This window comes from Kyrpidia tusciae DSM 2912 (assembly GCF_000092905.1).
In the GTDB taxonomy this organism is placed as follows: domain Bacteria; phylum Bacillota; class Bacilli; order Kyrpidiales; family Kyrpidiaceae; genus Kyrpidia; species Kyrpidia tusciae.
In genome coordinates, this window is record NC_014098.1 from 2645124 (window position 1) to 2671679 (window position 26556).

At 62.0% G+C, this 26556-nt stretch carries 23 protein-coding genes; 3 read left to right on the top strand and 20 right to left on the bottom strand.

Annotated features, from left to right (window positions below):
• From BTUS_RS17025 to BTUS_RS13205, 15 genes are all read right to left on the bottom strand, one after another.
• On the bottom strand, positions 1–1413 hold the full coding sequence (locus BTUS_RS17025; RefSeq protein WP_052300636.1) for an FAD-binding oxidoreductase: 1413 nt from the start codon (positions 1411–1413) through the stop codon (positions 1–3).
• Positions 1414–1576: 163 nt separating this feature from the next.
• A complete protein-coding gene (locus BTUS_RS18500) occupies positions 1577–1726 on the bottom strand; it encodes a hypothetical protein (protein ID WP_169307980.1) in 150 nt (49 codons plus the stop codon).
• Between the two features lie 49 nt (positions 1727–1775).
• Positions 1776–3254, bottom strand: coding sequence for an FTR1 family iron permease (locus BTUS_RS13150; RefSeq protein ID WP_013076561.1), 1479 nt, complete (start codon positions 3252–3254; stop codon positions 1776–1778).
• Between the two features lie 221 nt (positions 3255–3475).
• The gene (efeB, locus tag BTUS_RS13155; RefSeq protein ID WP_013076562.1) at positions 3476–4789 is read right to left on the bottom strand and encodes an iron uptake transporter deferrochelatase/peroxidase subunit; all 1314 of its coding nucleotides are present in this window, start codon (positions 4787–4789) and stop codon (positions 3476–3478) included.
• 22 nt (positions 4790–4811) lie between these two features.
• A complete protein-coding gene (efeO, locus tag BTUS_RS13160; RefSeq protein WP_013076563.1) occupies positions 4812–5978 on the bottom strand; it encodes an iron uptake system protein EfeO in 1167 nt (388 codons plus the stop codon).
• A gap of 216 nt (positions 5979–6194) precedes the next feature.
• The gene (locus BTUS_RS13165; protein WP_013076564.1) at positions 6195–6416 is read right to left on the bottom strand and encodes a hypothetical protein; all 222 of its coding nucleotides are present in this window, start codon (positions 6414–6416) and stop codon (positions 6195–6197) included.
• Positions 6417–6561: 145 nt separating this feature from the next.
• Positions 6562–7596: a GTP 3',8-cyclase MoaA gene (moaA, locus tag BTUS_RS13170; RefSeq protein WP_013076565.1), complete on the bottom strand. Its 1035-nt coding sequence runs from the start codon at positions 7594–7596 to the stop codon at positions 6562–6564.
• Positions 7597–7641: 45 nt separating this feature from the next.
• Positions 7642–8346 carry a nucleotidyltransferase family protein gene (locus tag BTUS_RS13175; RefSeq protein ID WP_013076566.1) on the bottom strand — a complete coding sequence of 235 codons (705 nt, stop codon included), beginning with the start codon at positions 8344–8346 and terminating at the stop codon, positions 7642–7644.
• On the bottom strand, positions 8343–8504 hold the full coding sequence (locus tag BTUS_RS18050; protein WP_013076567.1) for an XdhC family protein: 162 nt from the start codon (positions 8502–8504) through the stop codon (positions 8343–8345). The genes BTUS_RS13175 and BTUS_RS18050 overlap by 4 nt, the downstream gene beginning before the upstream one ends.
• Entirely contained in the window at positions 8479–9720 is a 1242-nt protein-coding gene (locus tag BTUS_RS17030) for a vWA domain-containing protein (RefSeq protein ID WP_013076568.1), read from the bottom strand. Before BTUS_RS17030 ends, BTUS_RS18050 begins: the two co-directional genes overlap by 26 nt.
• Positions 9717–10643: an AAA family ATPase gene (locus BTUS_RS13185; protein ID WP_013076569.1), complete on the bottom strand. Its 927-nt coding sequence runs from the start codon at positions 10641–10643 to the stop codon at positions 9717–9719. The genes BTUS_RS17030 and BTUS_RS13185 overlap by 4 nt, the downstream gene beginning before the upstream one ends.
• A 173-nt stretch (positions 10644–10816) precedes the next feature.
• The gene (locus BTUS_RS13190; protein WP_013076570.1) at positions 10817–11671 is read right to left on the bottom strand and encodes an FAD binding domain-containing protein; all 855 of its coding nucleotides are present in this window, start codon (positions 11669–11671) and stop codon (positions 10817–10819) included.
• The gene (locus BTUS_RS13195) at positions 11671–14013 is read right to left on the bottom strand and encodes a xanthine dehydrogenase family protein molybdopterin-binding subunit (protein WP_013076571.1); all 2343 of its coding nucleotides are present in this window, start codon (positions 14011–14013) and stop codon (positions 11671–11673) included. The genes BTUS_RS13190 and BTUS_RS13195 overlap by 1 nt, the downstream gene beginning before the upstream one ends.
• A 13-nt stretch (positions 14014–14026) precedes the next feature.
• Complete coding sequence (locus BTUS_RS13200; RefSeq protein WP_013076572.1) at positions 14027–14506, bottom strand: (2Fe-2S)-binding protein; 480 nt, start codon at positions 14504–14506, stop codon at positions 14027–14029.
• A 26-nt stretch (positions 14507–14532) separates the two neighbouring features.
• Positions 14533–14979: a CoxG family protein gene (locus tag BTUS_RS13205; protein ID WP_013076573.1), complete on the bottom strand. Its 447-nt coding sequence runs from the start codon at positions 14977–14979 to the stop codon at positions 14533–14535.
• 322 nt (positions 14980–15301) lie between these two features.
• Between BTUS_RS13205 and BTUS_RS13210 the strand changes: the two genes are divergently transcribed.
• Positions 15302–16462, top strand: coding sequence for an MFS transporter (locus BTUS_RS13210; protein WP_013076574.1), 1161 nt, complete (start codon positions 15302–15304; stop codon positions 16460–16462).
• A gap of 64 nt (positions 16463–16526) precedes the next feature.
• On the opposite strand, the gene sfsA is transcribed toward BTUS_RS13210, so the two are convergent.
• Positions 16527–17243, bottom strand: coding sequence for a DNA/RNA nuclease SfsA (gene sfsA / locus BTUS_RS13215; protein WP_013076575.1), 717 nt, complete (start codon positions 17241–17243; stop codon positions 16527–16529).
• Positions 17244–17309: 66 nt separating this feature from the next.
• Here sfsA and recJ point away from each other — a divergent pair, with 66 nt between their 5' ends.
• Together recJ and BTUS_RS19315 are read left to right on the top strand one after the other, a co-directional pair.
• A complete protein-coding gene (recJ, locus tag BTUS_RS13220) occupies positions 17310–19037 on the top strand; it encodes a single-stranded-DNA-specific exonuclease RecJ (protein ID WP_013076576.1) in 1728 nt (575 codons plus the stop codon).
• A 54-nt stretch (positions 19038–19091) separates the two neighbouring features.
• Entirely contained in the window at positions 19092–19478 is a 387-nt protein-coding gene (locus BTUS_RS19315) for an amidohydrolase family protein (protein ID WP_169307981.1), read from the top strand.
• Here the strand turns inward: BTUS_RS19315 and BTUS_RS13225 are convergent.
• From BTUS_RS13225 to BTUS_RS13240, 4 genes are read right to left on the bottom strand one after another with little or no spacing between them, the layout of a single operon-like run.
• On the bottom strand, positions 19361–20725 hold the full coding sequence (locus BTUS_RS13225) for a Wadjet anti-phage system protein JetD domain-containing protein (protein WP_013076577.1): 1365 nt from the start codon (positions 20723–20725) through the stop codon (positions 19361–19363). The genes BTUS_RS19315 and BTUS_RS13225 overlap by 118 nt on opposite strands.
• Positions 20722–24189: an ATP-binding protein gene (locus BTUS_RS13230; RefSeq protein ID WP_013076578.1), complete on the bottom strand. Its 3468-nt coding sequence runs from the start codon at positions 24187–24189 to the stop codon at positions 20722–20724. Before BTUS_RS13230 ends, BTUS_RS13225 begins: the two co-directional genes overlap by 4 nt.
• Positions 24186–24956 carry a DUF4194 domain-containing protein gene (locus BTUS_RS13235; RefSeq protein WP_013076579.1) on the bottom strand — a complete coding sequence of 257 codons (771 nt, stop codon included), beginning with the start codon at positions 24954–24956 and terminating at the stop codon, positions 24186–24188. The genes BTUS_RS13230 and BTUS_RS13235 overlap by 4 nt, the downstream gene beginning before the upstream one ends.
• On the bottom strand, positions 24926–26521 hold the full coding sequence (locus BTUS_RS13240) for a Wadjet anti-phage system protein JetA family protein (RefSeq protein WP_041304323.1): 1596 nt from the start codon (positions 26519–26521) through the stop codon (positions 24926–24928). The genes BTUS_RS13235 and BTUS_RS13240 overlap by 31 nt, the downstream gene beginning before the upstream one ends.
• Positions 26522–26556: the final 35 nt, after the last annotated feature.

The window sequence follows — 26556 nt, forward strand, 5'->3', positions numbered from 1 at the left end:
TCATACACCTCCCATAAAATCTGCGGAGACAAAGACGTTTCCAGGATCCAGGACTTCCTTCACCCGGCGGCTAAGTGGGGACTCCGCGGCGGATCCGAGGGTCCCGAGGAGCGATTTTCTCCACGCAAAGGGCACGCGTTCCACCCGCACCCGCCCCATGTCCGATCGCACCGCCTCAGTCACCGCCGCGATCCGAGCAAGGATGTGATGGCCGGCCTCCTCAGGGACAGCGTCCCCCAAGATCCAGGCCGCCCGGACCTCTCCGGTACCGAGTCCTCCGGACACGAACAAACGATCGGTCGCTTCTTCGCGCAAAGAACTCGCGAGCCCGCCGGCCGTTCCGGGGCCATCCTCCACCTTTCCCCCAACGCGTCCGACGTGAAGGTGCAACGCCGTTCCGGGAACCTGGCTTGGCCACATCACCCATCGCACCCGCAAAGCCGGGGTGCCGCCCAAAGCGTTACGATAGCGACTCCAAAGATCGTCCGCGTCCCGGCCCGCCCATGCCCCAATCTCTTCCAAACCATGTTCCCTCGCCAGCCGGCGCCACCCCTCCACCGCGCCCTGGGCCGACTTCGATAAGTCATCCGTGCCGAGAAGGGCGAACCATTCCTTGGGCAGACCGCAGGCCGCCGCCAAGGCCGGGTTGATCCACTCCGCCGCAGATAGACTCCAGGACCGGTCCATCAACTCCCGGGCGAAGGATTGCAATGGTTCGACATCCGGGGCCTTGAAAGCGAGAAGCCGCCGCTCCGGCGGAAGGGGGCGAAGTTTGATCGCCGCCTCGGTTACGAGACCGAGGCTGCCCTGGGATCCGATAAAAAGCTTCGTCACGTCATACCCGGCCACATTCTTCACTACTTTGCCGCCTGCCCGGATCGGTCCGTCTGCGGTCACCGCTCGGAGCCCGATGACCCAGTCCCGCAGAGGTCCGTAACCGAGGCGATGCGGCCCCGCCGCCGCGGTACCGATGACGCCCCCCAAGGTGGCCCTTTCGCTCACCAGGGGATCGACGGGCAGCCATTGCCCGTGTTCCCCCGCGACCCGCTCTATTTCAGCCAGCGGTGTTCCGGACCGAACGACCATGACCAAATCTCCGGGATCGTACTCCACAACACCGGACATGGCAGCAGCAGATACGACAAGCGGCTCCGCGCCCTCCTGCAGACTCGGAATCCACTGGGTCCCCGCCCCAAGGGGCAAGAGTTGCACCCCTCTGTCCGCCGCCCAGCGAACGATCTCCGCCGCCTCCCGTTCATCCCGGGGCCGCAATTCATCCAGATCCGCCGGCGGCCCGTCTGGTGTTCCCGCAAAGGCTCTGGCCGTCACGGCGTCCCGCCCGAAGGCGGTCCGCAGTTCCTCCCGCAGGGCGCCGAACGTCGCCGCTTGTTTTCCACTTTGGTCCACCGCCATCCCCCTTCCCGTCCGTGCCCGACGGTGTTCTATAATACGGAACATTGTTCCGATACATACTTCACTTCTCATCATACAAATTTCCTAAGAAAATTGTCAATCGCTTTATAAATGCCAAGGGCCGCAGGCAACCGCCCGCGGCCCGTGTCTTCAGCCAACCCGTTTATCCCAAACGGCTAGAAACAGACCGGCGATAGGGCAAAAGCAGGACAAGGATCATTCCCGCCAAGAGACGGGCGGCAAGAAAAGAGACTCCACTCGCCACCGAACCTGTGGAGGCGTTGACCGCGCCAATGATATACGGCTCCGCCAACCCACCCAAGCTACCGACAGAATTGATGATAGCGATCCCCACCGCGGTTTCAATGTTCCGCGGAAACATCCCGGCGGAGGCGCTGATCGTTGATCCGCGTCCAGATCAACCATCCCGCGGCGGCAAGCAGCAGCACCAGTTGCGGGACGGTGGTTTGCCAGGTCGGGTACATACCCAAAACCTCAATACTCGGCAGGTACGTTCCCGGTGTGGCGGGCATCACCCCCGCCGCCTGGAGATGGTTGATACCCACGCCGACAAACTTATAGCAGAGATAGAACACCAGGACACTCGAAATCAGGAAAAAGGGTCGCACGGGGATGCGCAGGCCCGCGACAAACATGAGGCCGCCCAGTATCAGCAACAGGCCGGTTCCCGTTGCCAGCCCGAGCAGAAGGCCGCCGATGCCGATCGAGGGCGCCATGCCGATGTAAAAGAGCACCGTTTCGGTCCCCTCCCGAAAGACGGCCAGAAACGACAACAGAGCGAGAGAGACGAGACTGCCCCGGGCCAGGGCGCGGCCCGTTTTCTCCCGAATGTACTGCTGCCATTTTACAATATTGGCGTTGCTGTGCAGCCAGTAGCTGACGTACAGCAGCATCACGGCGGCCAACAGGGCGGTCCACCCGCCGATCAGGGCGTTGTTGTCGCCGAAGGTGCCGCTGGTGAAAAGGATCTGGACGAGCACAGCCAGCAAAATGCTGACCGCGATGCCCCCCGCGACACCGGTCCAGACCCACGCCTGTTTGTCCGGATGACCGGACCGGCGCAAAAACGCCAGGAGGGCGACGACCACGAGCATCGCCTCCAGTCCCTCCCGCAGTAGGATCAGGGCGGCGTCAAAAAAGGTGTAGGAGGTGGTGCCCGAAAGCGGTGCAAGCCGGTTCTCCATGCGTTCGATGACCGTCCGGGCGTGCTCCACATCGGGGGGATTCTTGGTCAGGAGAGCTTTCGCGGTGACCATATCCTGTTCCATCGGCCCGTAGATGTCGGGGGACTTGGCCACGATCAACCCTTCTACGTCAAGCCACGACATCTGCACGCGATCGACGGTTTCGGCCGCTTCAGCGATTTGGCCTTCACGGATTTGCTCCTGGGCCTGTTGCAGGAGCTCCACCAGGGTGGCCACGGTGGCTTTTCCGCCGGCGGAACGAGATGGACCGGCCGGGTATCCGCCTTCAATAAATTTGCGCAATGTATCCTGAAGGGCGGTCAGGGCGTGCTCCACTTGATCGGGTTTTCCTTGGGCGAGGGCGAGCTGCACTTGTCCCATGGCGTCCTCAATGTCTTTGTACGCCTCGCGGGAGGTCTCCCGCACCCCGTCTTCCTTGGCCATCCACGCTTCCGTAAATTGACGATAACTTTCTCCCGCCCCTTCCAGATCTCCTTGCTTGACCCGATCCAACGCTTGGCCGACCCACACTTCTGCCTGCTTCATATCGTCTGCCGGAGCAGCCCCCACCTGAAGGGCCGGGAGAACGACAAGGGCGAAAAGAAGGCATATCGCCAGGAGAACTTTTTTGATCACGTTAGCGCACCTCTCTTCTCTATTGGAAAAGGCTCCGGAATACGGCCCCTTGCATTCCGTGGCCGAAGTCGTTCTTGAGAATGATTCTCAATTAGAAACCGAAAAAAGATGGAGTTTCAACTCCCTCTCCAACCATGCGATGGACAATTTGCACGATTCAATGATCACTATACCATGCCCGGGGAGAGGGCGCAACGGTCGGAAACATTAAGAATCCGACTTCAGCCAAGCAACGTTTCCCCGACGTACCCCCCCGGTCGCGCGCCGGGCGGGCAAGCGAAAACGGCACTTCCGATATGGGAAATGTACTCATTCAGCGCGTCTTGGGCGGCCAACCTCTCCAAAACGGGAACAAATTGCTTCTGCAGATCCCTTTGGAAAGCCATGAACACCAGACCCGCATCGAGGGAGCCCGTCTTCCCGTCGATCCCGTGCAGGTAGGAGTAACTCCGGCGCAACATCTTGACGCTCCCGTCGCCGCGCGCCAGCCGCACATGGGATGTCGCCGGCAGAAGGGCGGGGTTCACCGGGGAAAATTCGTCTTGGCCTCCGAAGGGCGCTCCGCTGTCTTTTTTCCTGCCCATGGTCTTCTCCTGGTCCGTCAGGGACGACCGGTCCCACACCTCGATGAGCATGCGAATCCTCCGGACGGCCAGATAGGTCCCGCCCCGCATCCAGGACGGCTGATCGGTTCCATTGACCCAAATGTGCCGGTTCATCTCTCCCGGATCGGCGATATCGACATTGCCGGTACCATCCTTAAACCCGAACAAATTGCGGGGCGTCCCGGCCTCTCCCGCCGCATTCGAAGGTTTGCGGAGGAAACCCTGTTGGACCCAGCGGACCGCCGCCGCTCCCGCGGCCGCCCGGGCCAGATGCCGGATTGCGTGAAAAGCCACCTGGGGATCGTCGGAGCAAGCCTGAATGCACAAATCTCCGCCGCACCACTCCGGACGCAGGTCATCCCTGGGCATCGGCGGGATCTCTCGCAACGGCTCGGGCTGTTGGCCGGCCAGACCAAAGCGGTCCACGCCGTCTTTCCGAAAGAGCGTGGGGCCAAGTCCGAAGGTGATCGTGAGTTTGCCCGGCGCCAAGCCCACCGCCTCCCCATTGTCGTCCGGCGGAAGATACCGATTCGCCGGGTCCGCCCCAACCCGTTCCCCCCGGCACATCCGCGCCGCATACGAAGACCAGAGGCGCAACAAATCGCGCAGATCGTTGCGCCCGGAACCCGTGACGTCAAAGGACGCCAATACCAGATGATCCTGTTGGGGCGTGGCGATCCCCGCCTGATGAGGACCATAGAATTCGATGACATCCCCCCCGCCGATCCCGCCCGCACCCGCGCCGGCCGCCGCCCCTCCCTCGGGAACTTCTCCCGGACGCAACAGGCTCAAACTCCCCATTCCGAGAACCAACCCGAACCCGGCGGCGGCCGACAGCCGCAGCACCTCTCTCCGACTCATTTTCTTGTGGAGGAAATCCGTGTCAGCGCCTTCTCGACGGATCCCACCATCCGGATGCTTCGATTCCATGGCTCAACCCTTTCCTTCCTGTTCATTCCAAGATCTTGGCCAGTTGGGAGAGAGGTTCTGCAATGCTGTTGATGGCCTGGCTGATATTCTTGGTATCTTCTGTCTTCAACTCTGCATAAGACCGGAACCCGTCCCCGGTGCGGTAGGCATCCAGCACATGTTTCGCATCCTGGAATCGCTGCTCGATCTTGGCAGCCAGATTCGCATCCTTTTGTTGAAGGACCGGTTTCACGGCATTGAACGCGGCTTCGGCGCCCTCCACATTGGCAGACAAATCGACCAGATCGGTATGGGAATACCGCTCCTCCTCCCCGGTGATTTTTGAAGAGGCGGCCTCATTGAGCAGTTCCACCGCTCCCGCCACGACCTCCGCCGGTTGAATGGTCAACGTCTGCACCGTTTTATGGAGCTCTGTGACATTCGACAGCAATTGTCGCGCATACGGCCCCTGGTCTTGTACGGACCCGTTCACCCACAGCGCTTTTTCGATTTCGTGAAAACCGCCCCATTCCTCCTTGGGGACATCGTTTTCCCTCGCGTCGATCTTGGCATCCAGATCCCCGAGGCTTTCCGCGATCGGTTCGATGCGTTCATAATACACCCGGGCGGGGGCATACAGCGATTTCGCTTTGTTCACATCCCCGGCCAGGACGGCGTCGACGAATCGGGAAGTATACTCGACCAATGACTCGCTTTGTTGCACCACATAGTCGTGATACTGCTTGGCCGCGGCCTGAAGTTTCGGATTGTTCGCCCCCCCGGCACCCAACGTTTGGCTTTCCACGGCGGCCAAACATTCGTTCAACGCCTGGATCAAACCGTCATTGAACGCGGTCAGGGTCTGCACATCGAGGGAACTCGCCTTCACACCCGCCGCGAGGGGATTCAAATACTTTTCGATGTTGGCGTACTGGACCGGATCCTTTTTGCGGAGATGGTCTTCAAACGACTCCCACTGGTCGTCGAGTTTTCCCACCAGAGAGCGAATCTGCGCCTCCTGGCCCCCGGCGAGGGCTTGTTTCAGTTGACCGGCCGTCTCCAGCATGTTCTTCAGGTTCGATTGCAGCGACTGCTCCTCGGTTTGAACGGCTTCCGGCCCGTTGGAGACCGTCGGCCCCTGGGACCCGCACCCTGCCGCCGCGAGGACGCCGGCCAGGGTGACCGCAATGACGGAATACGCGGACTTCATCTCAATCCCCCTTCGCATCTTGGAATGATACTAAAAAAGTGATAATGATTCTCATTACCAAGACATATGCTACTATCCCGGGGCCGCCTTGTCAACCGGGTGTCGTCGCCTTTGTGCTCTTTCATCTTGCGGTCCCACGGCGTGATAACAATATGGACAAGAGCCATGCCGCCCGCCCGGGTGAGTTGGACCCGCTCACGAAAAGAACCCCGGCCGTCAGGTCATGCCGGGGTTCTCGTCTTCCACATCCACCAGATCGTTGCGGTGTACCGGGGCATTCTCGTGGTAGTGTTCCACGACGCCGCCGCCCTCGTTCATCATCCGGTCCATGCCTTCCTCGATGTCTTCCTCCGCCTTCTCGGCCGAGCTCATCGATTGGACCGGGATATCCGACCGCACCGCTCCGGGTCGGCGGCCGGTCTTGGGTGTGTCCTCCACGCCGGGTCCCTCCCTCGCGATGGATCCGGTCTTGACCGACCGCTATCGGTTAGGATCACCCGGCGGAGAGACGATCATGTATGGCAACCGCCGCCGCGCATTCCAACCGCATCCCTCAATTGGCGCCGCAACGGACTTCTGAAGGTCACCCCCCGATCTGGGACATGCGGCGGACAGTGGGCAGATGGCTGCGTTCCTTCCCTTCCAAGGCTTCCGCCATCTCGTGACGCTCTGGCTTAATGTCCAGAGCTCGGTAAAACATGGCCTCTAAGGCTGCTTCGTCGCCGTTACAGCGTCGGACGTTCAGTTCTTCCTGCCAATACAGGCACGGTTTTAGATAGCCGTCCGCGGTCAAGCGTAGTCGGTTACAGGCTGAGCAAAAATGTGCACTCACTGGATGAATGAGTCCGAAAGCCCCCGCCCCGCCCCGAATGCGCCAATTTTCCGCGGGGCCGTTTCCCGGCACGGCCGTCGGCTCGATCTCATACCCCAACTCCGCAGCGCGTTCCAACACCCGGTTCAAGGGCAGGTACGCTTCCTTCCATGTCTCATCTTCGTGCCCGATGGGCATATATTCGATAAACCGCACCACATACGGTTTTTCCACCGAAAGGCGCAGAAAATCGTCAATTTCCTCTTCGTTCAGGCCCTTCATCAGGACCACGTTGATCTTGATGGGAGCCATGCCCACCCGCTCCGCCTCCTCCAGCCCGCGCAACACCCTGGCGAGATCCCCACCCCGGGTAATTTTGGCAAAGCGGTCCGGTTTTAATGAATCGATGCTGATGTTGATCCGCCGGAGCCCCGCCCGGAACAGCCGTTCGGCACGGCCGGCCAGAAGAAGGGCATTGGTGGTCATGGCCATGTCTTCAATCCCCGGAATCGCTCCGAGGGCTTCAATCAAGCGGTCGATGTCCGGCCGGACCAAGGGTTCCCCCCCGGTGATCCGCAGCCGCTTGACCCCGAGGCGGGCCGCCACACGCACCACGGTGACGATCTCTTCGTAGGTCATCAACCGCCGGGATTCCATGAATTGAACCCCATGCGCGGGCATACAGTACAGGCAGCGAAGATTGCAGCGGTCGGTGACGGAAATGCGCAGATAATCGTGAACCCGTCCGAACCGGTCCACCAGCCGGCCGGTGCCTACCGAATCATCCAGACAAATCAAGGGTTCCATGGGTGTTCCCCCACTTTCTTTCTATGATAAACCGCCGGAATCGATCTATTGGGCCCTGGTCGAGGGCGGTTCGGGATCGACCCGTTTTCCTTGCGAACGGGAATGGTCGCCGCAACCTTGTTGAACCGGCAGAAACGTCTTCAGCAGCTGCTGATAGGCATGGGGCGTATCGATATCCAAACCCGCCCGTTCATCCCCCCAGGGCACCATCTTCATGCGGTCCCGGTGACGGGCGAGAACGGACCGGCCGCCTTCGTCCCCGGTGATCGCCATCATCTCAGCAAAAAGTTCTTCATCGATCAGAACCGGGTGGCCGGGCAATCCCTCAAAAGTCGGGCGAACAATGCGCACCCCAGCCTTATACCCCATCTGGTATTCCTGAAGCAACGCCGAAATCAGCGATTCCGTCACCAACGGTTGGTCAGCGAGTAGGATCATGACGGCCTGCGCGCGTCCCTGTAGCTGGTCCAGACCTCGAATCAATGACGTGGACATCCCTCGATGGCGTTCCGGGTTGGGCACCACCTCCACAGTCCGATCTTTGACCACCTCGCGGAACGGCCGCGGGTCTTCGCTCCCCACGAGAATCACCGGGTGAAGACCCGCCCGAACCGCGGCTTCCACGCTGTACAAAAAAAGCGGCCTTCCTCCCAGCGGCAGCCAACACTTCGGCCTCCCCATGCGGGTGGACAGACCGGCCGCTAAGATCACCGCGCCCACCCGGCGTTCTACATCCCCCGGCCCGATCATAGAGCCCCCACCTGAAGTGCCCCGGATCGCACCCACCTCCTCGCCCCGGCGTGGAGATAGGCGGACCCTTCTACCCCGGCCACCAGCGCTATGGCCACCGGGCGTCCGGCTTCAGATTCCGCCAACCCGGCCTCAAAGATATCTTCGAGATCCCGCATCGCGTTTTCCTCCCGCAGCAGATGGTTTTTCCAGGTCGCCTAGGCGTTCCCACGCCTCTTCAAAATTACGCCAACTGTAGCCCGGCCAGTGGTGATCCACCGCACCCGCCAACCGCACCCCACCTCGGGCGGTGGGCTCGTAGTCGGGATCCGATCTGGCCGGGTTGAGCCATATAGTGCGGCTTGCAAGCCCCCGCAGTCTCCGCACCTCCACGCCAAGCGCCTCCGGATCTTCCGCCTCAAGACCATCGGTCACCAATATCAGAACGGACCCCGGCAAGAGCCGCCGACCCCATTCCAAGCGCAATCGCCGCAGTCCGGCCGCCAGCCGGGTGCCTCCCGACCAATCCGGCGCCCCGCCGATCATTTCCGCCAAGGCTCGATCCGCGTCTCGCAACGCTAAAGCCGGAGTCAACCGAGTCAAGCGGGTACTGCAAACAAAGAGTTCCACCGGATTTCCCGCCCTGGCCACCGCGTGCACGAACCGCAGCACCATCCGGCTGTAGGGCTCCATCGAGCCACTGATATCACAGACCCAGACAGATCGTCGCCTGCGCACCATCCGCCGGCGGCGTTTGAGTTCCAAACACTCCCCGTACCGGGCGGCACTCCGGAGGGTAGCCGACGGATCCCAGTGCCGCCCCTTTCGCCCGGTTCGCTCCCTTCGGCTGGACCGCCACAGAGGAGCCAAATCCACCCTTTCCAATTGCCGCAGTTCCTCAGGCGTCAGCCGGGCGGCATCCCGATCGCGCAGCGTTTCCTCGGCACTCCGGCCGCCCCGCACCACGAGGGGGACCTGCGCCTCGGACTGCGATGGTTCGGAGTCGTCGCGACCGGCCCCCAGCCAGATCACCTGCGGGGGGTTCCGCCAAGACGCCCGCAGCCTTGCGACACTCGCCATGAGCGTCTGGGTGGCAACGAGGGGTTCCCGGACCCCGACCAGCATCAGGACAAACTGCCGCCAAGCGATGTCAAACCATTGCCGCTCCGTCGGATTGTGGGCCAAGATCGCCCGCCAACCCTCCCGGATCGCCGTTTCGTCCCCCGGTGGGAGACAGGCCAAGGCCTCAACGGCAAGCGCCTCTTGTTCTGCGCTCACGGGAATCCCCATTCGCCGCAGCCCCCGAAAAAACGCCGCACAGTTGGCAAGGATCCGATTCCCGCTCGCAAGCAGCGCCCGCTCCGAGAGCAGATGATCCCCTCTCTCCGTGCTCATCCCGGCATCGCCTCGATCTCGCCAAGCAGATCTGCAAAATAGGGCCGATCTTCTCGCACCGCGGTGAGAACTTCCACGTCATCCCGGTATTTCACCAAACACCCGAGGGTCTCTTCCACGACTTTGGGATCCAATGACCGGGCTCCCAGGGCGGAAAGCGCCTCGGCCCAATGGATCGTCTCCGCCACCCCGGGCCTTTTATAGAGGGGTTCCCGGCGTAGCCGCTGGACGAATTGACAGATCCGAATCGCCAACTCCCGGGGAACCCCGGGCACCTTGAGACGCAGGATCTCCAACTCCTTCGAAAAATCCGGATAATCGATCCAATGATACAAGCAACGACGCTTCAACGCATCGTGAATTTCCCGGGTCCGATTGGACGTGAGAATGACCACCGGCTTCTCCTCGGCCCTTAGAGTACCAATCTCCGGGATCGTCACTTGAAACTCCCCGAGCAGTTCCAAAAGAAACGCCTCAAATTCCTCATCGCTCCGGTCCACCTCATCGATCAACAAAACAGGCGCGGGCCCTTGGGAATCCACGGCCGCGAGTAACGGCCGTCGCAACAAGAAGCGACGGGAAAAAAGCTCCCCTTCGAGTCGTTCTCTCCAAACTTTCTCCGTCTCCCCCTGCCCACCACCGGGCATCCCGGCCGCCTCCGCCAGACGGATGTGGAGCATCTGGCGAGGAAAATCCCATTCGTACAGGGCGCTCTCCCGGTCGATCCCTTCGTAGCACTGAAGGCGGACAAGGGGGCGGCCGACGGCTGCGGCGATCACCTTCGCCACCTCCGTCTTGCCCACCCCCGGTTCTCCCTCGAGAAAAAGAGGCCGCTCCAGCCGCAAGGTCAAAAACACCGCGACGGCAAGGGAATGATCGGCAATATACCCTTCCCGGCGAAGAGCCGACCGGACGGCCTCCAAATCGGTAAATGGACTGCGCAGATCATCCCCTGGTTACAAGTTGAGAGGTAACCAGGATCCCTCCCTTCCCGCACGCACTTCTGTTTCCACCGACTTATTGAACAGTTTGATCTATTATACTACGTTTATCCCGCCCGTCAAATGGCCTCTTGCAGGATTTTCAAGGGCCAAAATCAGGGGAGACACCGCAGCAAAGCCTTTCGGGTGTAGACCCGGCTCAGATGCCGGCGGTAATCCTCCGATGCAAAGAGGTCTCCGGAAAAACTGCCCTCGGCATCAGCCCGTTCTGCGGCCCGGCGCACCGTCTCCTCCCCGGCGGGCTGGCCGATCAAGGCTGCTTCCACCTCCCGGGCTCGGTACGGCGTATCCGCCACTCCGGTTATCCCTACCCGTGCGTCGCGGATTGCACCGTTCTCCACTCCGAGAACCGCCGCCACCCCCGCCACCGCATAACCAGAGGCCGGGTGGGGATATTTCTCGTACGCACCCTTCCAAGAACCCTGGGGGATTGGGAAGGCCACGGACACCACCACGTCGCTTGCCCCGAGAGACGTGAGCAGGGGGCCGAGAATAAAGTCCGCCACCGGCACCTCACTTCGTCCGCTCGGACCCTCGATCGTGACCGTGGCATCCAAGGCCAGCGCCACCGCAGGCAGATCTGAGGCCGGATCGGCATGGGCGATGTTGCCCCCCACTGTGCCCCGGTTTCGTACCTGGAGATCCCCTATCTGCTTTGCGGCTTCCGCAAGCACCGGCAACTTGTCGCGAACGATATCGCTCGACGCCACCTCATAGTGAGTCGTTAAAGCTCCCACCACCACCCGGCTTCCTTCCACCGAGATACCGCGGAGTTCGGAGATACCACCGATATCGATCAGCACCCCGGGAGAGGTGAGCCGCAGTTTCAACAGCGGAATCAGGCTGTGCCCCCCGGAGAGGACCTTCGCCTCCCCTTGATGGGCTTCCAGCAATTGCACTGCTTCCCGAACCGATCGCGCCCGTTCGTACGCAAAAGCTGCTGGAATCATCAGGCTTCCCTCCCATGGATGACCTTCCAGATCTTCTCCGGCGTCAACGGCATCTCCAGGTCGGTGACTCCGAAAGGCGCCAGAGCATCGACCACCGCGTTGACCACGGCAGGCGTTGCGGCGATGGTGCCCGTTTCTCCGATCCCTTTGACCCCGAGGGGATTATGCGGAGCGGGCGTGACGGTGTGGGCGGTCTCAAAGGCCGGGAAGAATTTCGCTTTGGGCATTGCGTAGTCCATGAAAGAGCCCGTCACCAGCTGCCCCTGCTCGTCGTACACCGCCCCTTCCCACAGTGCCTGGCCCACTCCCTGTACGATCCCGCCGTGCACCTGGCCTTCGACGATCATCGGATTGATCACCGGCCCGCAATCATCCACCGCCACGTAGCGGAGAATCTCAATCTTCCCCGTTTCCGGGTCCACTTCCACGACACAGGCATGGGCGCCAAAGGGATAGCAGAAATTCACCGGATCATAAAACGCTTGGGCCTCAAGGCCCGGCTCCACCCCGGGCGGGAGGTTCCACGCCAGGTGAGCTTGAAGAACCACGTCCTGGAATTTCACCTGACGGCTGGGCACCCCTTTCACCTGAAAAGTTCCATCTGCAAATTCAACATCCTCTTCGGACACTTCGAGCATATGTGCGGCGATCTTCCGGGCCTTTTCCAGCACCCGGTCAGCGGCCACGGCAATGGCGCTGCCCCCCACCGGCGTTGTCCGGGATCCGTAGGTTCCCCACCCCATGGAGATCCGGTCGGTGTCGCCGTGAACCACCTCCACATCTTCCACCGGAATTCCAAACCGATCTGCCACAATCTGGGCAAAGGTGGTCTCTTCCCCTTGACCGTGGGGCGAGGCGCCGGTGAACACCGTCACTTTGCCGCCTGGGTGCACCCGCACCGTGGCGCTCTCCCACAGACCGCCCTGGAATCCCACAGCGCCGGCCACCTGTGACGGCCCGAGTCCGCAAATCTCGACATAGGTCGACCATCCGAGGCCGACGTACCGGCCCTGAGCCCGGAGTCTCTCTTGCTCCTTCCGGAACTCTTCGTAATTGAGCATATCCATGGCTCTTCGCAGGGTTCCCTCGTAGTCCCCGCTGTCATATTGCAGCCCTAGAGCCGTCGTGTAAGGAAACGCATCTGACGGAATGAAATTCTTCTTCCGAATCTCCACCGGATCTTTTCCAATCTCTTTGGCAAACAGGTCGGCCATCCGCTCGATCACATAGGTGGCCTCGGGCCTCCCCGCCCCTCGGTACGCATCCGTCGGCGTGGTGTTCGTAAAGACCCCGAACACGTCGACATGCGCCTTGGCGATCCGGTACGGCCCCACCGTGATCAATCCAAAGAGGATCGTCGGCACCCCCGGCGCCGCCGTGGACAGGTAAGCCCCCATGTTCGCCACCATGCGAATCCGAAGTCCCACCATGGTTCCGTCCCGCTTGCCGGCCAACTCGGCGTAGATGACCTCATCCCGGCCATGGGTCGTAACGAGAAAATTCTCCCGGCGATCTTCGGTCCATTTCACCGGCCGCCCCAATTCGCGCGCCGCAAAACCCACTAAAGCCTCATCGGCATAACAGGCAATCTTACTGCCGAATCCCCCTCCCACATCCACCGCGACAACCCGCAGCTTATGTTCCGGAATACCTAGAATATTCGACAAAAGAAAACGGTGAATGTGCGGGTTTTGGGAAGTGAGCCACATGGTCATCTCACCGCTTCCGGCGTTATATTGAGCCACCGCCGAACGCGGCTCCATCGCGTTCGGAATCAGCCGCTGTTGGCGAAACCGATGGCGCACCACCACATCGGCCCCTTCGAATTCCGCCGCCGGATCTTCCCCCGCCTGCCAGTGGAACGCCACGTTCCCGGGCGCGTCGTCGTGCAACACTGGCGCCCCTTCTTCCATCGCCTTCTCCGCATCCACCACCGCCGGCAAAACCTCGTAGTCGACCTCGATCAACTCCAGGGCATCCCGGGCCGCGTAGCGGCTCTCGGCCACCACCATCGCCACGCCGTCCCCGACATAACGCACCTTTTCCACCGCCAGGGCCGGATGGGCCGTGGTCTTGATGTCCGAACCCGGAGGGAGCCACGCCGTGGGAATCGGCGCCACTTTTCCGGCCACATCCCCACCGGTGAACACCGCCACCACCCCGGGGGCCCGCTTGGCCTTCTCCACATCCAGCCGGCGAATCTTCGCATGGGCATGGGGGCTGCGCAAGATCGCCGCATACAACATACCGGGCAGCTGCACGTCATCCGTGTACCGACCGTTGCCGGTAATGAGCCTCGGGTCTTCCCGCCGTTTGATCGCTGTGCCGAACACGCTCGCCATAGCCCGTCCCTCCTTAACCCCGCATCCGCTCAGCGGCATATTTGACCGCGCGGACGATATTCTCGTATCCCGTGCACCGACAGATGACTCCTTCCAGACCTTCGCGAATCTCCTCATCGGTGGGATTGGGATTTTGCCTCAAAATCTCCACCGCCGTCATCATCGCCCCGGGGGTGCAATACCCACACTGGAGACCGTGCTTCTCCCAAAACCCTTCCTGCACCGGGTGAAGCTGACCCTCCTGGGCCAAGCCTTCCACCGTGGTGATTTCGTGGCCGTCGGCCTGAACAGCCAGCACTGTGCAGGACTTGACCGCCCGGCCGTCTATGAGCACCGTGCACACCCCGCATTGGCTGGTATCACAGCCAATGTGAGTCCCCGTCAGCCCCAGCACATCCCGGAGAAGATGCACCAACAACAGCCGGGGCTCCACCTCTGCCGTGCGTTCCACGCCGTTCACTTTGAGGCTTACCACCGTTTTGGTCGCCGCCATCCTAGCCCCTCCTCACACAGTTGATCCTATGACTGTGCCCGCTTAATCTCCTGATCGACACCTTTGAAAAACTGCCCCAATAACAACTTCGCCACCCCACCCATGATGCGCTGGCCCACCGAAGCCATGATTCCCGTGACATGGGCATCGGCGGAGCATATCAAGATCGTGTTCCCGTCCTGTTGCTCCAGGCGGATTTGGGCCAGGGCATCGATTCCCCCAGGCTTTCCGCTCCCTTTGACATGCAGCTTGTACTCTTGCGGCGGATGGGGATCCCGCACCTCCACCTCTCCAGTAAACGTGCCTTTGACAGGCCCCACATCGAGCCCCAGCTCCGAGGTGTACTTCCCTTCTCCCACTTCCTCCAACCGTTTGCATCCCGGGAGCCGACGCTTTAACACATCGGGATCATTCAGAATCGACCACAACTCCTCCGGCGTTGTTTGGTATGTATATCGGTATTCGACGCGCAAGAGCCCGCTCCCCCTTTTTTTGGATTGGTTGAACCTCAGGCCACAAAGGGATGACAAACATTGGTGCATAACTAAATTACCAGATTTCCAGATCTTATTCAAGTAGAGGAGCAATATTGCAGATTAGAATAATCACAGCATTCCCGCGCCCGGCCGGGGCCTCTCCTCTCCGCCGATTCGCCGCCGTTGCAAAAAAACTCGTTTTTCCATTATGATCGTGCTGGCCTTTTGAGCGCCAATACGCGGCCTATGCGGCCGAACGGGGTTCATGACACGCTCACCTCAGACCCATCGTCCATCCTGTACTTCTGGAGGTCATACCATGAAATGGACCGCCCTGTTGATTGTGGCGGCTTCCGTGTTCCTTGACACTGTCGTCTACGGGGCCATCGTCCCCATCGTGCCCCTGTACCTGGCCGAAATCGGTGCCCCGGGTTGGGCCCTGGGCGCTGTATTCGCCACCTACTCCGCCGGGTTGCTGGCCGGAGGAGTACCCTTTGGCCTCCTGGCCGACCGCTGGGGGCGGCGCCCGGTGCTCCTCCTCGGCCTCGCCGGACTCGTGGTCACCACCCTGGCTTTCGCCTGGAGCGCCTCGGTGTGGCCGCTGATCCTCAGCCGCCTGCTTCAGGGACTGGCGGCGGCGGCAATCTGGAGCGCGGGCCCGGCTCTGGTGACCGATGTGGCACCCCCGGAGTGGCGGGGGCGATACCTTTCTATCGCCATGACGGGGACGAACCTCGGCACCATCGTCGGCCCGGTCTTCGGGGGCACCGTGGCCGGCTGGTTTGGCCGTTCCGCCCCTTTTTACGTCATTGCCGCCGCGGCGGCCGTCCTCTTTTTCGCCGTCTTCGCCCTGCCAAAGGGTAAAGGGATCGCCGGGGAAGAGGCGCCGCCCACCCGGGTGGTCCTGAGTGTTCCCGAAATCCGCCTGGGAGCCGTTATCATCACCGTGGCCGCCTTCGGTTACGGAATTCTGGAACCGCTGTTGCCCGGCGATCTGCACGCCCGTTTCGGCCTCGACATGGCCGGGGTGGGAATCGCCTTCGGAATCATGAGCGCCGCATACACCGCGGTGCAGCCTCTTCTCGGGTGGCTGGCCGACCGCCGGGACCACCGCTCCATGATTCTGGCGGGGACTCTGTTTGCCGCCATCCTCTCCCCCGCCGTCGCCCTCGCGCCCACCGTCGCCGCCGCCGTCACGACCCTCACCATCTTCGGCATCGCCGGGGGGATCATGATGATTCCCTGCATGCCCATGATGACAGCGGCGGCCGACCGCACGTTTGGCTCCGGCGGATATGGGGTGGCCTTCGGCATCGTCAATACCGCCTACTCCCTGGGCCTGGCCGTGGGCCCGCCCGCGGCCACCGCCCTGGCGAACAACCTGGGACTGCTGGCCGTGATGATCGCCTACAGCCTCGTCCTGCTCTTGGCCGCCGGGGCGGTACTCCGGACCTTCACCCGGAGAACAGCCGCACACTGACCGTTGCGATCCCCGGGACGGGGCCCTCCGGAACGCAGCACCGTTTCGAACCCCACCCCCCTCCCTACCCGGGCCGCCAGGGCGTCCAACCTTTCAACCACATCCCCTTGGGCCCGATGTCGCTCCAGATCGCCCACACCTCCACCCCGGCCCTTGCGGCGTCCCCCAGCGCCTCGGCAAAAGCCGGGTCGATGGCCCGGTGAGGCGCAAAGTCCTCCGCATCCTCCCGCAGCACCACAAACAGCGCCCACCCCCGCCCGGCCCCCAAGCGTTGCAATTCCACCAGTTCGCGAAGGTGCCGGGCTCCCCGGACCGTGGGGGCATCCGGAAACCGCGCCACCCCATCCTCGGCGTCATTCACAGACTTCACTTCAATCAAATGTCGCATACCTTCCTCATCGATCACCTCAAAATCAAACCGCCCATGCCCCCATCGGGGTTCAGGACGCCACTGGCGGATTCGACCGGCCGAGAGCCCGGGCAGCCCCTCCCGGTTCAGCATCTGTTTGATCATCCGATTGGCCACCAGCGAGTCAATGACCACCCAGTGACCCTCAGGCCGGGTCATAAACAGGCGATAAGGCAGCTTTCGCCCGGCGCCGGGCGTCGACGCCAGAAAACACGGCATCCCCGGGGCAACCGCCGTGGTCAGCCGACCGGGGCTCGGCACGTGCACCCGGACCGTCACGCCCTCCACCTCGACTTGCGCTTCAAAGCGATTCAGTCGACGCAAAAATACCCCCTCGACCAGCGGGGGAAATTCAATGCCCGTCCCTTGCATGATGTGCTCAAATCCTTTACCGTAGGTTTGGAATCTCCATAGGCTCGCAGAGAGAAGGGATCGACATTGAAACGATGGATCGCAGCCCCCGCCGACCCCGGCGCTGTCGCCACATTACAGCGGGAGGGCTTCTCTTCATTTATGGCGCGTATCCTCGCCGCGCGCAACATCCGAACCGGGGAGGAAGCCGGGCGGTTCCTGAACCCGCGCCTCGAAGACCTCGAAGACCCGGCGAAGATGAAAGGAATGCTCCCCGCCCTGGCCCGTATCCGAGAGGCCCTGGCAAACCGAGAGTCCATCGCCGTGTACGGGGACTACGACTGCGACGGGGTCTGTGCCACTTCCATCCTGTACCTGGCACTCCGCGAGCTCGGCGCCCGGGTACAGGCCTACATACCCGACCGATTTCAAGAAGGATACGGCCTTCATGAAGAAGCCATACGGGAGCTGTACGCCCGGGGAGTGCGACTCATCATCACCGTGGACACCGGGATCACGGCCCTCCGCCAGGCCGAAACCGCCCGCAGCCTCGGGGTGGACCTGATCATCACCGACCATCACCAACCGCCGGCGGAACTCCCCAGGGCCCTGGCCGTGGTCAACCCGAAGCAACCCGGGTGTCCGTACTCCGACACAAACCTCTGCGGGGCGGGGATCGCGTTTAAAATGGTCCAGGGTTTGTTGGGGCGGGTTCCCGAGGAATTCCTGGACCTTGTGGCCATTGCCACCGTGGCGGACCTCGTCCCGCTTCTGGGGGAAAATCGCATCCTCGTTCACTTTGGCCTGAAACAGTTGCAAAACCCCCAGCGGCCGGGGCTGGCGGCTCTGATCAAATCCGCGGGACTTGACGGGCGCCCCCTGACCTCCGGCCACCTCGGCTTTCAACTCGGCCCCCGGCTAAATGCGGCCGGGCGCATGGAGACGGCGAACGCCGCCTTCCGGCTTCTCACCACCGCCGACCCCGAAGAAGCCCAGAAGTGGACCGAGCAGTTGGAAACGCTTAATCGGGAACGGCAGCGGCTTTGCGACGAGATCGCCGCCGTCGCCTCGGAGGAAATCGACCGGCACCCGGAATGGCGGGCACAGCCCTCCCTGGTCCTGGCCGGCGAAGGCTGGAACCCCGGCGTCATCGGGATCGTGGCTTCGAGAATGGTGGAGCAGTATTACCGCCCGACCCTCGTCATCGCCCTGGACGGGGATACGGCCAAAGGATCCGCCCGAAGCATCCCGGGGTTCGATCTGTACAGCGGTCTGAAGGAAATCGCCGACCTTTTTGATCGCTTTGGGGGCCACACCATGGCCGCCGGTTTCTCGCTCCCGGCCAAGCGGGTGGAAGATTTGCGCCGCCGGTTTGCTGAAGTGGCCGCCTCCCGGCTCACCGCCGAGGACCTTCGCCCCCGGATTTTGTGCGACGCCGAAATCAACCTGGAGAAGATCGATCTCCCCCTGGCCGAGTCCCTGGCGACCCTGGAGCCCCACGGTCTCGGCAATCCGGCGCCCAAACTATTTGTCCGGTCCGCCCCCCTCCTCGAGTCCCGGACCGTGGGAGCCTCGGCAGCCCACCTGAGACTCCGAATCGGAAACCCCGAACACCCCGTCACTGCCCTGGCTTGGCGAAGGGGGGACGACATTCGGTTCCTGGCCCAGGGAGTGCGGGCTGTCCACTTGGTCGGACGGGTGCAAATCAACGAGTGGAACGGCACGAAAAAGGTGCAACTGGAACTGGACGATTGGCGCCCCGCGCATAAAATCCCCAGCCTCTCCCAACGCCAATCCCTGATCGGCAGAATTTGAATCTGATCGCGGACAATGGACGGCTTCCCCGGCCGCCCGGCCCAGCCGGCCTCGATGACGGAGAAATCCATCTCCCTGTCCACCGCCCACGCGGCCCGGGTCCTCCGCCTTCCGGGCAAAGGACGAATCCGCCCGGGGTACGGCGCGGATTTGATCGCCGTGGATTCTGGACTGAACATCGTCCATGTCTTTGCCCGGGGCCGCCCAATGGTTCGGAACAGCCAGCCCATCGCATGGGGGACCTTCGGGCGGGCGGGGCCAGGGCCGCCCCACGGAACTCCCGAAGCCCAGGCGGATATCCGACGTCACCACAGGGAGCAGGCTCACACCAGGGTCGCCTCCTGCTCCAAAGTGCCCCCCTTCTCCAGCAAGACTCGGACCAAGGGCCAGGCCCACCGATACCGCTCTTGCTCCAGCAACCTTTCCAGCTTCGCCCTGTAAGTGGAATCATAGGGTTCCAGGCGATCCGCATATTGGCACAAGATCTCCGGGTCCATCCTCCAGGGCGCCGCCTCGGGCCAGCAGGTCTCCCGCAAATGCTGAAGAATCAAAATGCCACCATAATCCAGATCTCCCCAGTGGTCGAAGGGGGGTGGAGACTCCCCTCGGCCCTCCCACCACGCCCGAAGCCGGCGCAAAAACCGGCGCTGGCCCGGACTGGCAAAGCCGCCGAGGTACAGGACCAGCTCCCCCTCCCGCCGTTCCGACCGCAGATAAGCGCGGTAATTGGCCTTATTCTCGATGGAAACAATGCGGGTACAGGATGCCCTTTCGAACTCCAACCTGTCCACGTCCGCCGCGTCGATGGCCAAACCGTGGGGCAAAGCTCCGGCATCGACCCAGGCGCCCCCCTGACCGCCCGGCCCTCCCCACTTGTCCTGCGTCGCCACTGCCTGCCGAAACCGAAACCGGATGGGACCGCAGAAAGCCACCCAATCGTGGGTCACTTCAATCCCCACTTCCCGCAACAGATCGGCCGGTTCGCTGTACATGTCCGGGTCCGCCCCCCAGGACGGGACGGCATAACGTTGCAAGAGTCCGATCAGGCGGCCTTGAACCTGCTGTTCGAAAACTTTGCTGTTCCCGAGATAGCGTTTGGAGAAGAGCCGCACCGGTAGGGACTCCCCGCCCTCCCGGATCAAACCCTCGATGGCGTTCAGCAGACGCCGGCGTTCCTCGGGGTCCCCGGGCACCAGCCGCGGTCCCACCCTTCCCCGACCCCGGGCGGCATCCACCACATCCTCCACCCAGCGCTCCACCCAAGCCCATGCTCCCGTCGGAGCCAGCCCGTCCAGCCAATCCTCCATCTCTTCGGCCAAGGCCGCCGACTCCTCCCTGACAGGCGCGCGGCCCAAGCAGGCGTACGCCCGGTCCACCCCCTCCCACTCCAAATACACCCGATCAAGCACGTTGCCCTCTTCAAAGCGCACCCAGCGCAGGCTGACAACGCCCTCTTGTTCCAGCCGGGCCAACTCCCCGTGAAACCGCTTCCGGACTTCGGGATCCATCCCTCCGCTCACATACCCCGGCACCACGCTCTCGGAGGGGCTGACCTGGGGCCGCCGGCGGGACGAGCCTTTCACCAGGGCCTGACTGCTCTCATATTTTTTAAGAAGCGCATCCAAAATCTTCACCGTGGACTCTTCCCGGGGCATCCAGGGGGCCGCCCCCTCCCTTCCCAGGTTCATGCCCGCATGCCCTCCTCCGCCACGGGTTCAAACAGCACCACCCGAGTTTCGGATTTGATGCGCTGCACGACGATGGTCCGATCGACCCAGGGCACGATATCCGCGATTTTCTCCGTCGGCGCCGCCAGAACCACCTGGAGATTGAGATCCCGAACCAGCCGAATACTGTCCCGAATCCGCTGGTGGTCCATTTTGCTGTACGCCTCGTCAAAGGCCATGAGGCGGAGGGTGTTATCGAACCCGGGTTGGTATACCCGGTACATTTGGGCAAAGGACGCCAGCACCGCGATGTAAAACGGAGTTTGGGTCTCACCGCCGGACTTTTTGGCGATGACCCGAGAGAGCCGCGACTCCCGGCCTTCTTCATCCCGAACGATCAGGTCAAAGTCGAGATACGTGCGATAGTCGGTGAACGTCTTCAGGTGCTTCTCCAACTCGGCCTGAACCCCGGGGTCGCGTTCATCCACATCGACGATTTGCCTGAACAACTCCTCGAGAGTGTCCCCGTGTTTATCGAGGAAGGCTTGAGTGAACAGACTCCTCCCTTCCATGAGCAATTCGTCCATGATCATCCGGTAAAATCTCTCGTACTCAGGGTTGGGGGAGATTCGAAACTGATATCGCTCCCGACCGCCGAAGGAGATGTCCCGCAGGGCGTGGTTCAAATCCCGGATCTGCTGCTCCACCGTCTCGATGTTGCTCCGGAGTTTATTGATAAAATCCTCCTGGAACTGGATTTGCGCCCGTTCCTTGGCCTCCTGGATCTGCTGCGCGTATTCGGTGAGCTGGGTGGCCTTGAGCCAAGTCAGTTCCTTGTCGTAAGCCTCATTGTCCGGCCGCTGAATGTCGAAACCGGCGCCGTACTGTCGATTGTAGGCCTCCCGCTGGCGCAACAGCACCTGGCGGGCTTCCTCGGCGCGATTTTTCTCCACATTGAGTTGCCGCCCGAAGTTCGCCCGGATCGTCTCGGCCGAGCCCAGTCGTTTCCACTCCTGCTGAAAACGCGGCTCTCCAACTTCATTGCGAAAATCCGGATCGTACTGAGACAACACCCATTGTCGCCGCTCCTCCAAATCTTTCTCCGCCCGGGGGATCTCTTCGTTCAGCAGCCGTTCCCGCTGTTCCGACAGCCGGCCCCGGCGATCCCGCAGCCGCTCCAACTCTTGTTCCCGGCGTTTGAGCTCGTCTTCACACCGGGCGATGGCCTCTTCGATACGCGCGAGAACCAACAGGTCAAGCCCCCCAAATTCGTCCAGCACCCGGCGGTAATCCTCCCGAAGCTGCGGGAGCTCCGGCAACCGCCTCTCAAACTCCGCGAGCCCCTCCAGCTCCGAACGTGTGGGCACCGGTTCGACCGCCCACTGCTCCACCTTCGCCAACCGGAGCCGGAACGCGCCGAGCCACGTCTCCACCCGGCTAAAGCGCTGGCGCTTTTGCTCCAACTGTTGCTGAATGGCCCTCTTGCCGATGTACAGCGTCGCCCAGCGGCTGGGATCAAGCTGGCGAGCGACGTAGTTCTGATAGAGCATCCCATCCCGGGTGATGGCGGTCCGGTGCTGGCGCAGCTCATCCACATGATCGCACTTCATCACCCGGCCCAACAGAAAATCGGCATATGCCCGGGCGAGCGGGTGATCCGTTTCAATTTCTTCGGCCAAAGATCCCGGTCTACGCTCCGGGGCTTCCCGCATCACCTTCTCAATGTCCACGAGCCCCACGCCAAAGAGACGGCGTTCGCCCTTCAGCCGGTCGTACAGCCGCAGCGCCGGAGTAAAAGCTTCGGGGGCCACGATCAGGTAAAAGCGCTGGGTGTACAGATATCCCTCGATGGCCACTTGCCAGCTCGGGTCCCGCACCTCGAGCAGGTCGGCGAAAATGTGCACGTCAGCCGGAAGTCCTTCTTTCTCCAACCCCTCGGCGAGAAGCTGCTTCAGCTGGAGGACCTTGGGGTCGTACTGTTTGATTCCCTGTTCCAGTTCCCGGATCGCCCGCTGGAGGGTCTGCGCCTCCTCGCCCCACCCCTGAACAGACTCCTGCATCACTCCTCGGGCTTGTTGCAAAAGTCGGGAGGCCTCTTGAAAATGTTCCGCCGCTTCTGCAGCGGCCTCCGCATCGACGGAAGGAAGGGGATCATCCAAGAGTCCGTGCCCCCGCCAGCCAGAGGGGGCGGGCCAGCGGCCGAGGGCCGCCCCCAGGGCCCGGCGGGCCTGCCCATAAAAGGGGGCACTCCCCCACAGGCGCCGCTCCGGTTCCTCCCCTTCGGCTCCACCACCGCCCCTTGGCGGCCAGGGGCTCTCCCCGTCCACCGGCCGCACCTCTTCGAACCACCCCTCCGCCTCTGACAATCCCTGGGCCACCGCCCGCCACCGGGCTCCGTGATCGCCCAGCATCCGGTCCTGGCGCTCGCCGTCCCCGCGAATCGACTCAAACTGCACTTCCAAACTCTTCTTCCGCTGCTGGAGAAGTTGCTGGCGTTGATACACATCGGAATTCGCCTTCTCCTCGATCAGTTCATCCCGCCGGGTCTGGGCGCGGTTCCGGGCCGCCGTTTCCTCTTGAAGCTTTGCATCCACGTCCTTGAGCTCTCGCTCCCGCTCCTCCCGCGCCGTCCGCAACCTCTCCAGTGATCCTTCGGCCTCGGCCCACTGGGCTCGGTCGAGCAGATATTCGTATGTGCGGATCTTTTGCCGGGTGGCATCGATCCCCCGAAAGGTCTCCCGCATCTCCTCCAGGGCCTCCACCCGGGCCTGAACCAGGCGCAGCTCATCCTCCATGCGGCGATAATGGCGAATATTTTCCCGCATGTCGGCGATGTCCAACTCGTGTTTCACATCGCACACAAACTCCGAAATAAATTCGGCGATATTCATGATCGGTTGAAAGGGCACCGCTTTGCGAAACAACCGGAAGAATGTGTCCTTCAAGTTCCCCATGCGGGCGCGAAAGACCTCTTGATACCGCTTGTTGCTCTCGTACACCTCAAAGCGCTGCTTTTGCTGCTGTCCCCAGGCCCGGAGTCCCCTGATGTCGAGAGGCACACCGTCCCGGATGAAGTGGAAATCCGGCAGGGAATCGGCCAAGGAGAAAAACCGCCACTCATAGCTGCCATCCGGCGCACAATCGAAGACCACCCCGAAACAGATCGGGCGGCGGCCCCGTTCCTCGGTAAACTCCAACACGATATAGGAGGAAAATTGTCCGGACCGGAGCGCCACCACCCGCTCGTTCTCCTCGGCGATCTCCCCCCACAGATACCCCCGCAGGGTCCTCTTGGCGTTGTCGTTGGCCGCTTTGTTAAAATAATGACCGCTGGTGTCCCCCAGCACCACCAGTTGCAAAGCATCGAGGATGGTGGATTTGCCCGCGGCGTTTTTCCCGGTAAGAAAAGTCACCGGAGCAAACTCGATCATCTCGTGAACAAAATAATGCCAGTTCACCAAAAGCATCCGCCGCAACAGTTTCACGCGTCACCCTCCCCCTCCGAGGCGTCGTCCCAGGATTCCTCCCCGGCTTCGCTGTCCCAAGCGTCTCCGTCCCCGTCCCCCACCTCTTCTTCCCCGGGGGGCTCACGGTGAACCGGCTTCGCGGCGCCACCGTTCTCCCCGGCGCCCGAATCCCCAGAAGCCGGCCACAGCTCCGCCTTTTGCATCTGTTCGTACAAATGGTTGATGCGTTCATCGGGGACGGCGCGCACAATACTTGGATAAATCATCCACCTGCTATCCAAGTCCTGGGGGGAACCCTCCACCCGGGCCAACACATGGAGCCGCCGCAACCGACTTAAAGCTTGTCCGATGTGCTGGGAGGGTGGCCGCCGGTCCATGAGACCTAAAGCGAACCATTTGGCGAGAATCTCCTGCAGGGACACCACCACTTCCCGGCGCGTGGATACCCTTTCCATATTTTCTTCGTACAGCAAGCGCAGCGTGTACAACAGATAGGTGGTGTATTTGTCCACCTTGATGCGATTGCGCCCGAAACGGTTGTGCAGGGCCATGACCCCGAGGCGCCCGTCGAGCTGTAACTCAAAACCGCCGGCTTTCAAATACTCATGGAACAATTCCAGGTGGCGCTCCACAAAGCGATAATCTCGATTGCCCACCAGCCGGCGCTGTTTCCCGTCCCACTCCTCCCGAACGAGAAAGGTGCGTTCAAACAAGAGGCTGATCACCCGGGCGAATTCCTCTTTCTCGGCGTCCGTCAGGGCGAGGTATTGGTTCGGCCAATCCACTCGGCTCCCTCCTTCCGCAGGAAGGTGAGAAGCGGGATCCGGTACGGCCCCACCACCACCGACCGCGAGGCTTCATCCCATTCGATCACATACGGCATCTCCGGCTCGTCCCCCCGCACCACGGCGACGATCGTTCGGATGAAATCATCCCACTCGTCCAACCGCATGACCGGGGTGGGCAACCTCCCCCGTTCGTCCATCTGGGAGAGAATAAACTCCGCGATCCGCTGCTGGGAAAACAGGGCATTCGCCCGTTCCATCAGCTCCCGGGCCTCCTGCTCAAACGCCGCGTCCTCCGCGCCACTCGGCCGGCGCAAAGGTTGGGGTTGGCCGCGCTCCCGCCGCACGGGTTCCGAGTACAGGGCTTCGGGATCCAGGTAGTGGACCTCGTAAAGGGGAAGTTCCCGCATCGCCTCCAACTGCGCGGAACCGACCTGACTGTGCCACGGGGGAAGAGAGCGCAACAGTTGCACCAACTTGCCCTTGATGTCTCTGTCGCTGTTGAGAAGATACTGCAACCGTTCCACCGACGCCCGGTTGTACGCCGTGTTGCGGTGGTCGATCTCCCGCAACAGATCGTCCATCGATTCGAACGTATCGCTGATAAAATGGATGAGACGCACGACTTCCCCCCGGGCCGCGGTATCGTCCAGATCGTCCCGCTGTTGCTTGAGGGCGGCTGCCATCTGTTGCAGGAGACTCGGCAACCCCAGCCAGTCCCGCAGGATTTGCAAGATCCGGGGACGAAAGCGGTACACGCTGTCAAAAGTTTTCAAGGGGTGATAGGCGGCGATGGCCACGGACAACTGATAGCTATCGAAGTGCTCGGCCAACAGTTCCCGAACGTCCTCCCGCAGATGGAGATTTTGGTAGTAGGTGTGAATATTGTGAAGAAGGGTCCTCAGGTTCTCACGCAAGGCGATGGTCGCATCATGGGCCGATTGCAACGCCTGCAACATGAACTCATCCCGCTCGTCGTTGGCGGTGCGCAGGTTGGAATAAATCGAATACACCAGGGCGTTGTGGCGCTGCTGGGCCGGCTCCACCACGGCGTGCAGGGCATCCAGCAGGATGCTCGCGTACCGCGGCACCACCAATGTCTCCCCAAACCCATCGCTGTCGGTGATGGCGTACAACCAACCTGTCTCGATGAGGCGGCGCACAAGGGCGTGGGCCCGCCCGGACAAAGACCCGGGTTCCGGTTCATCTTCCCGGACGAGGAGCAGGTCCAAGGTGAGCGGACCTTCGGCCCCCACTGCCGCTGGTGTCCGCTGCTCGGCAGAAGAGCTCTCCCGCCGGCCCTCGGTGGCGTCGTCGGCCGCCTCCTCTTCCTCCGACCAATCGACGAGATCCCGCTCCATCCGGCTGATCAGATAAGTCACCAAATCCCCCCGGCTAAACGTCAGCTCCCTTTGATAGCACTCCCGCAGCACCATCAACGCGCGAAAATAAACGGCGCGATGGCGCGCCGCCAAAAGGGAGAATAGGTTCTCCGGCACGACCTCAAACAGATCCCGCATCCCCGTCGCCACCCGATCACCCGCCCGCCGGAATTTCTCATTCACTATTATACACCACACCAGAGCTGAGGGGTGGGGTG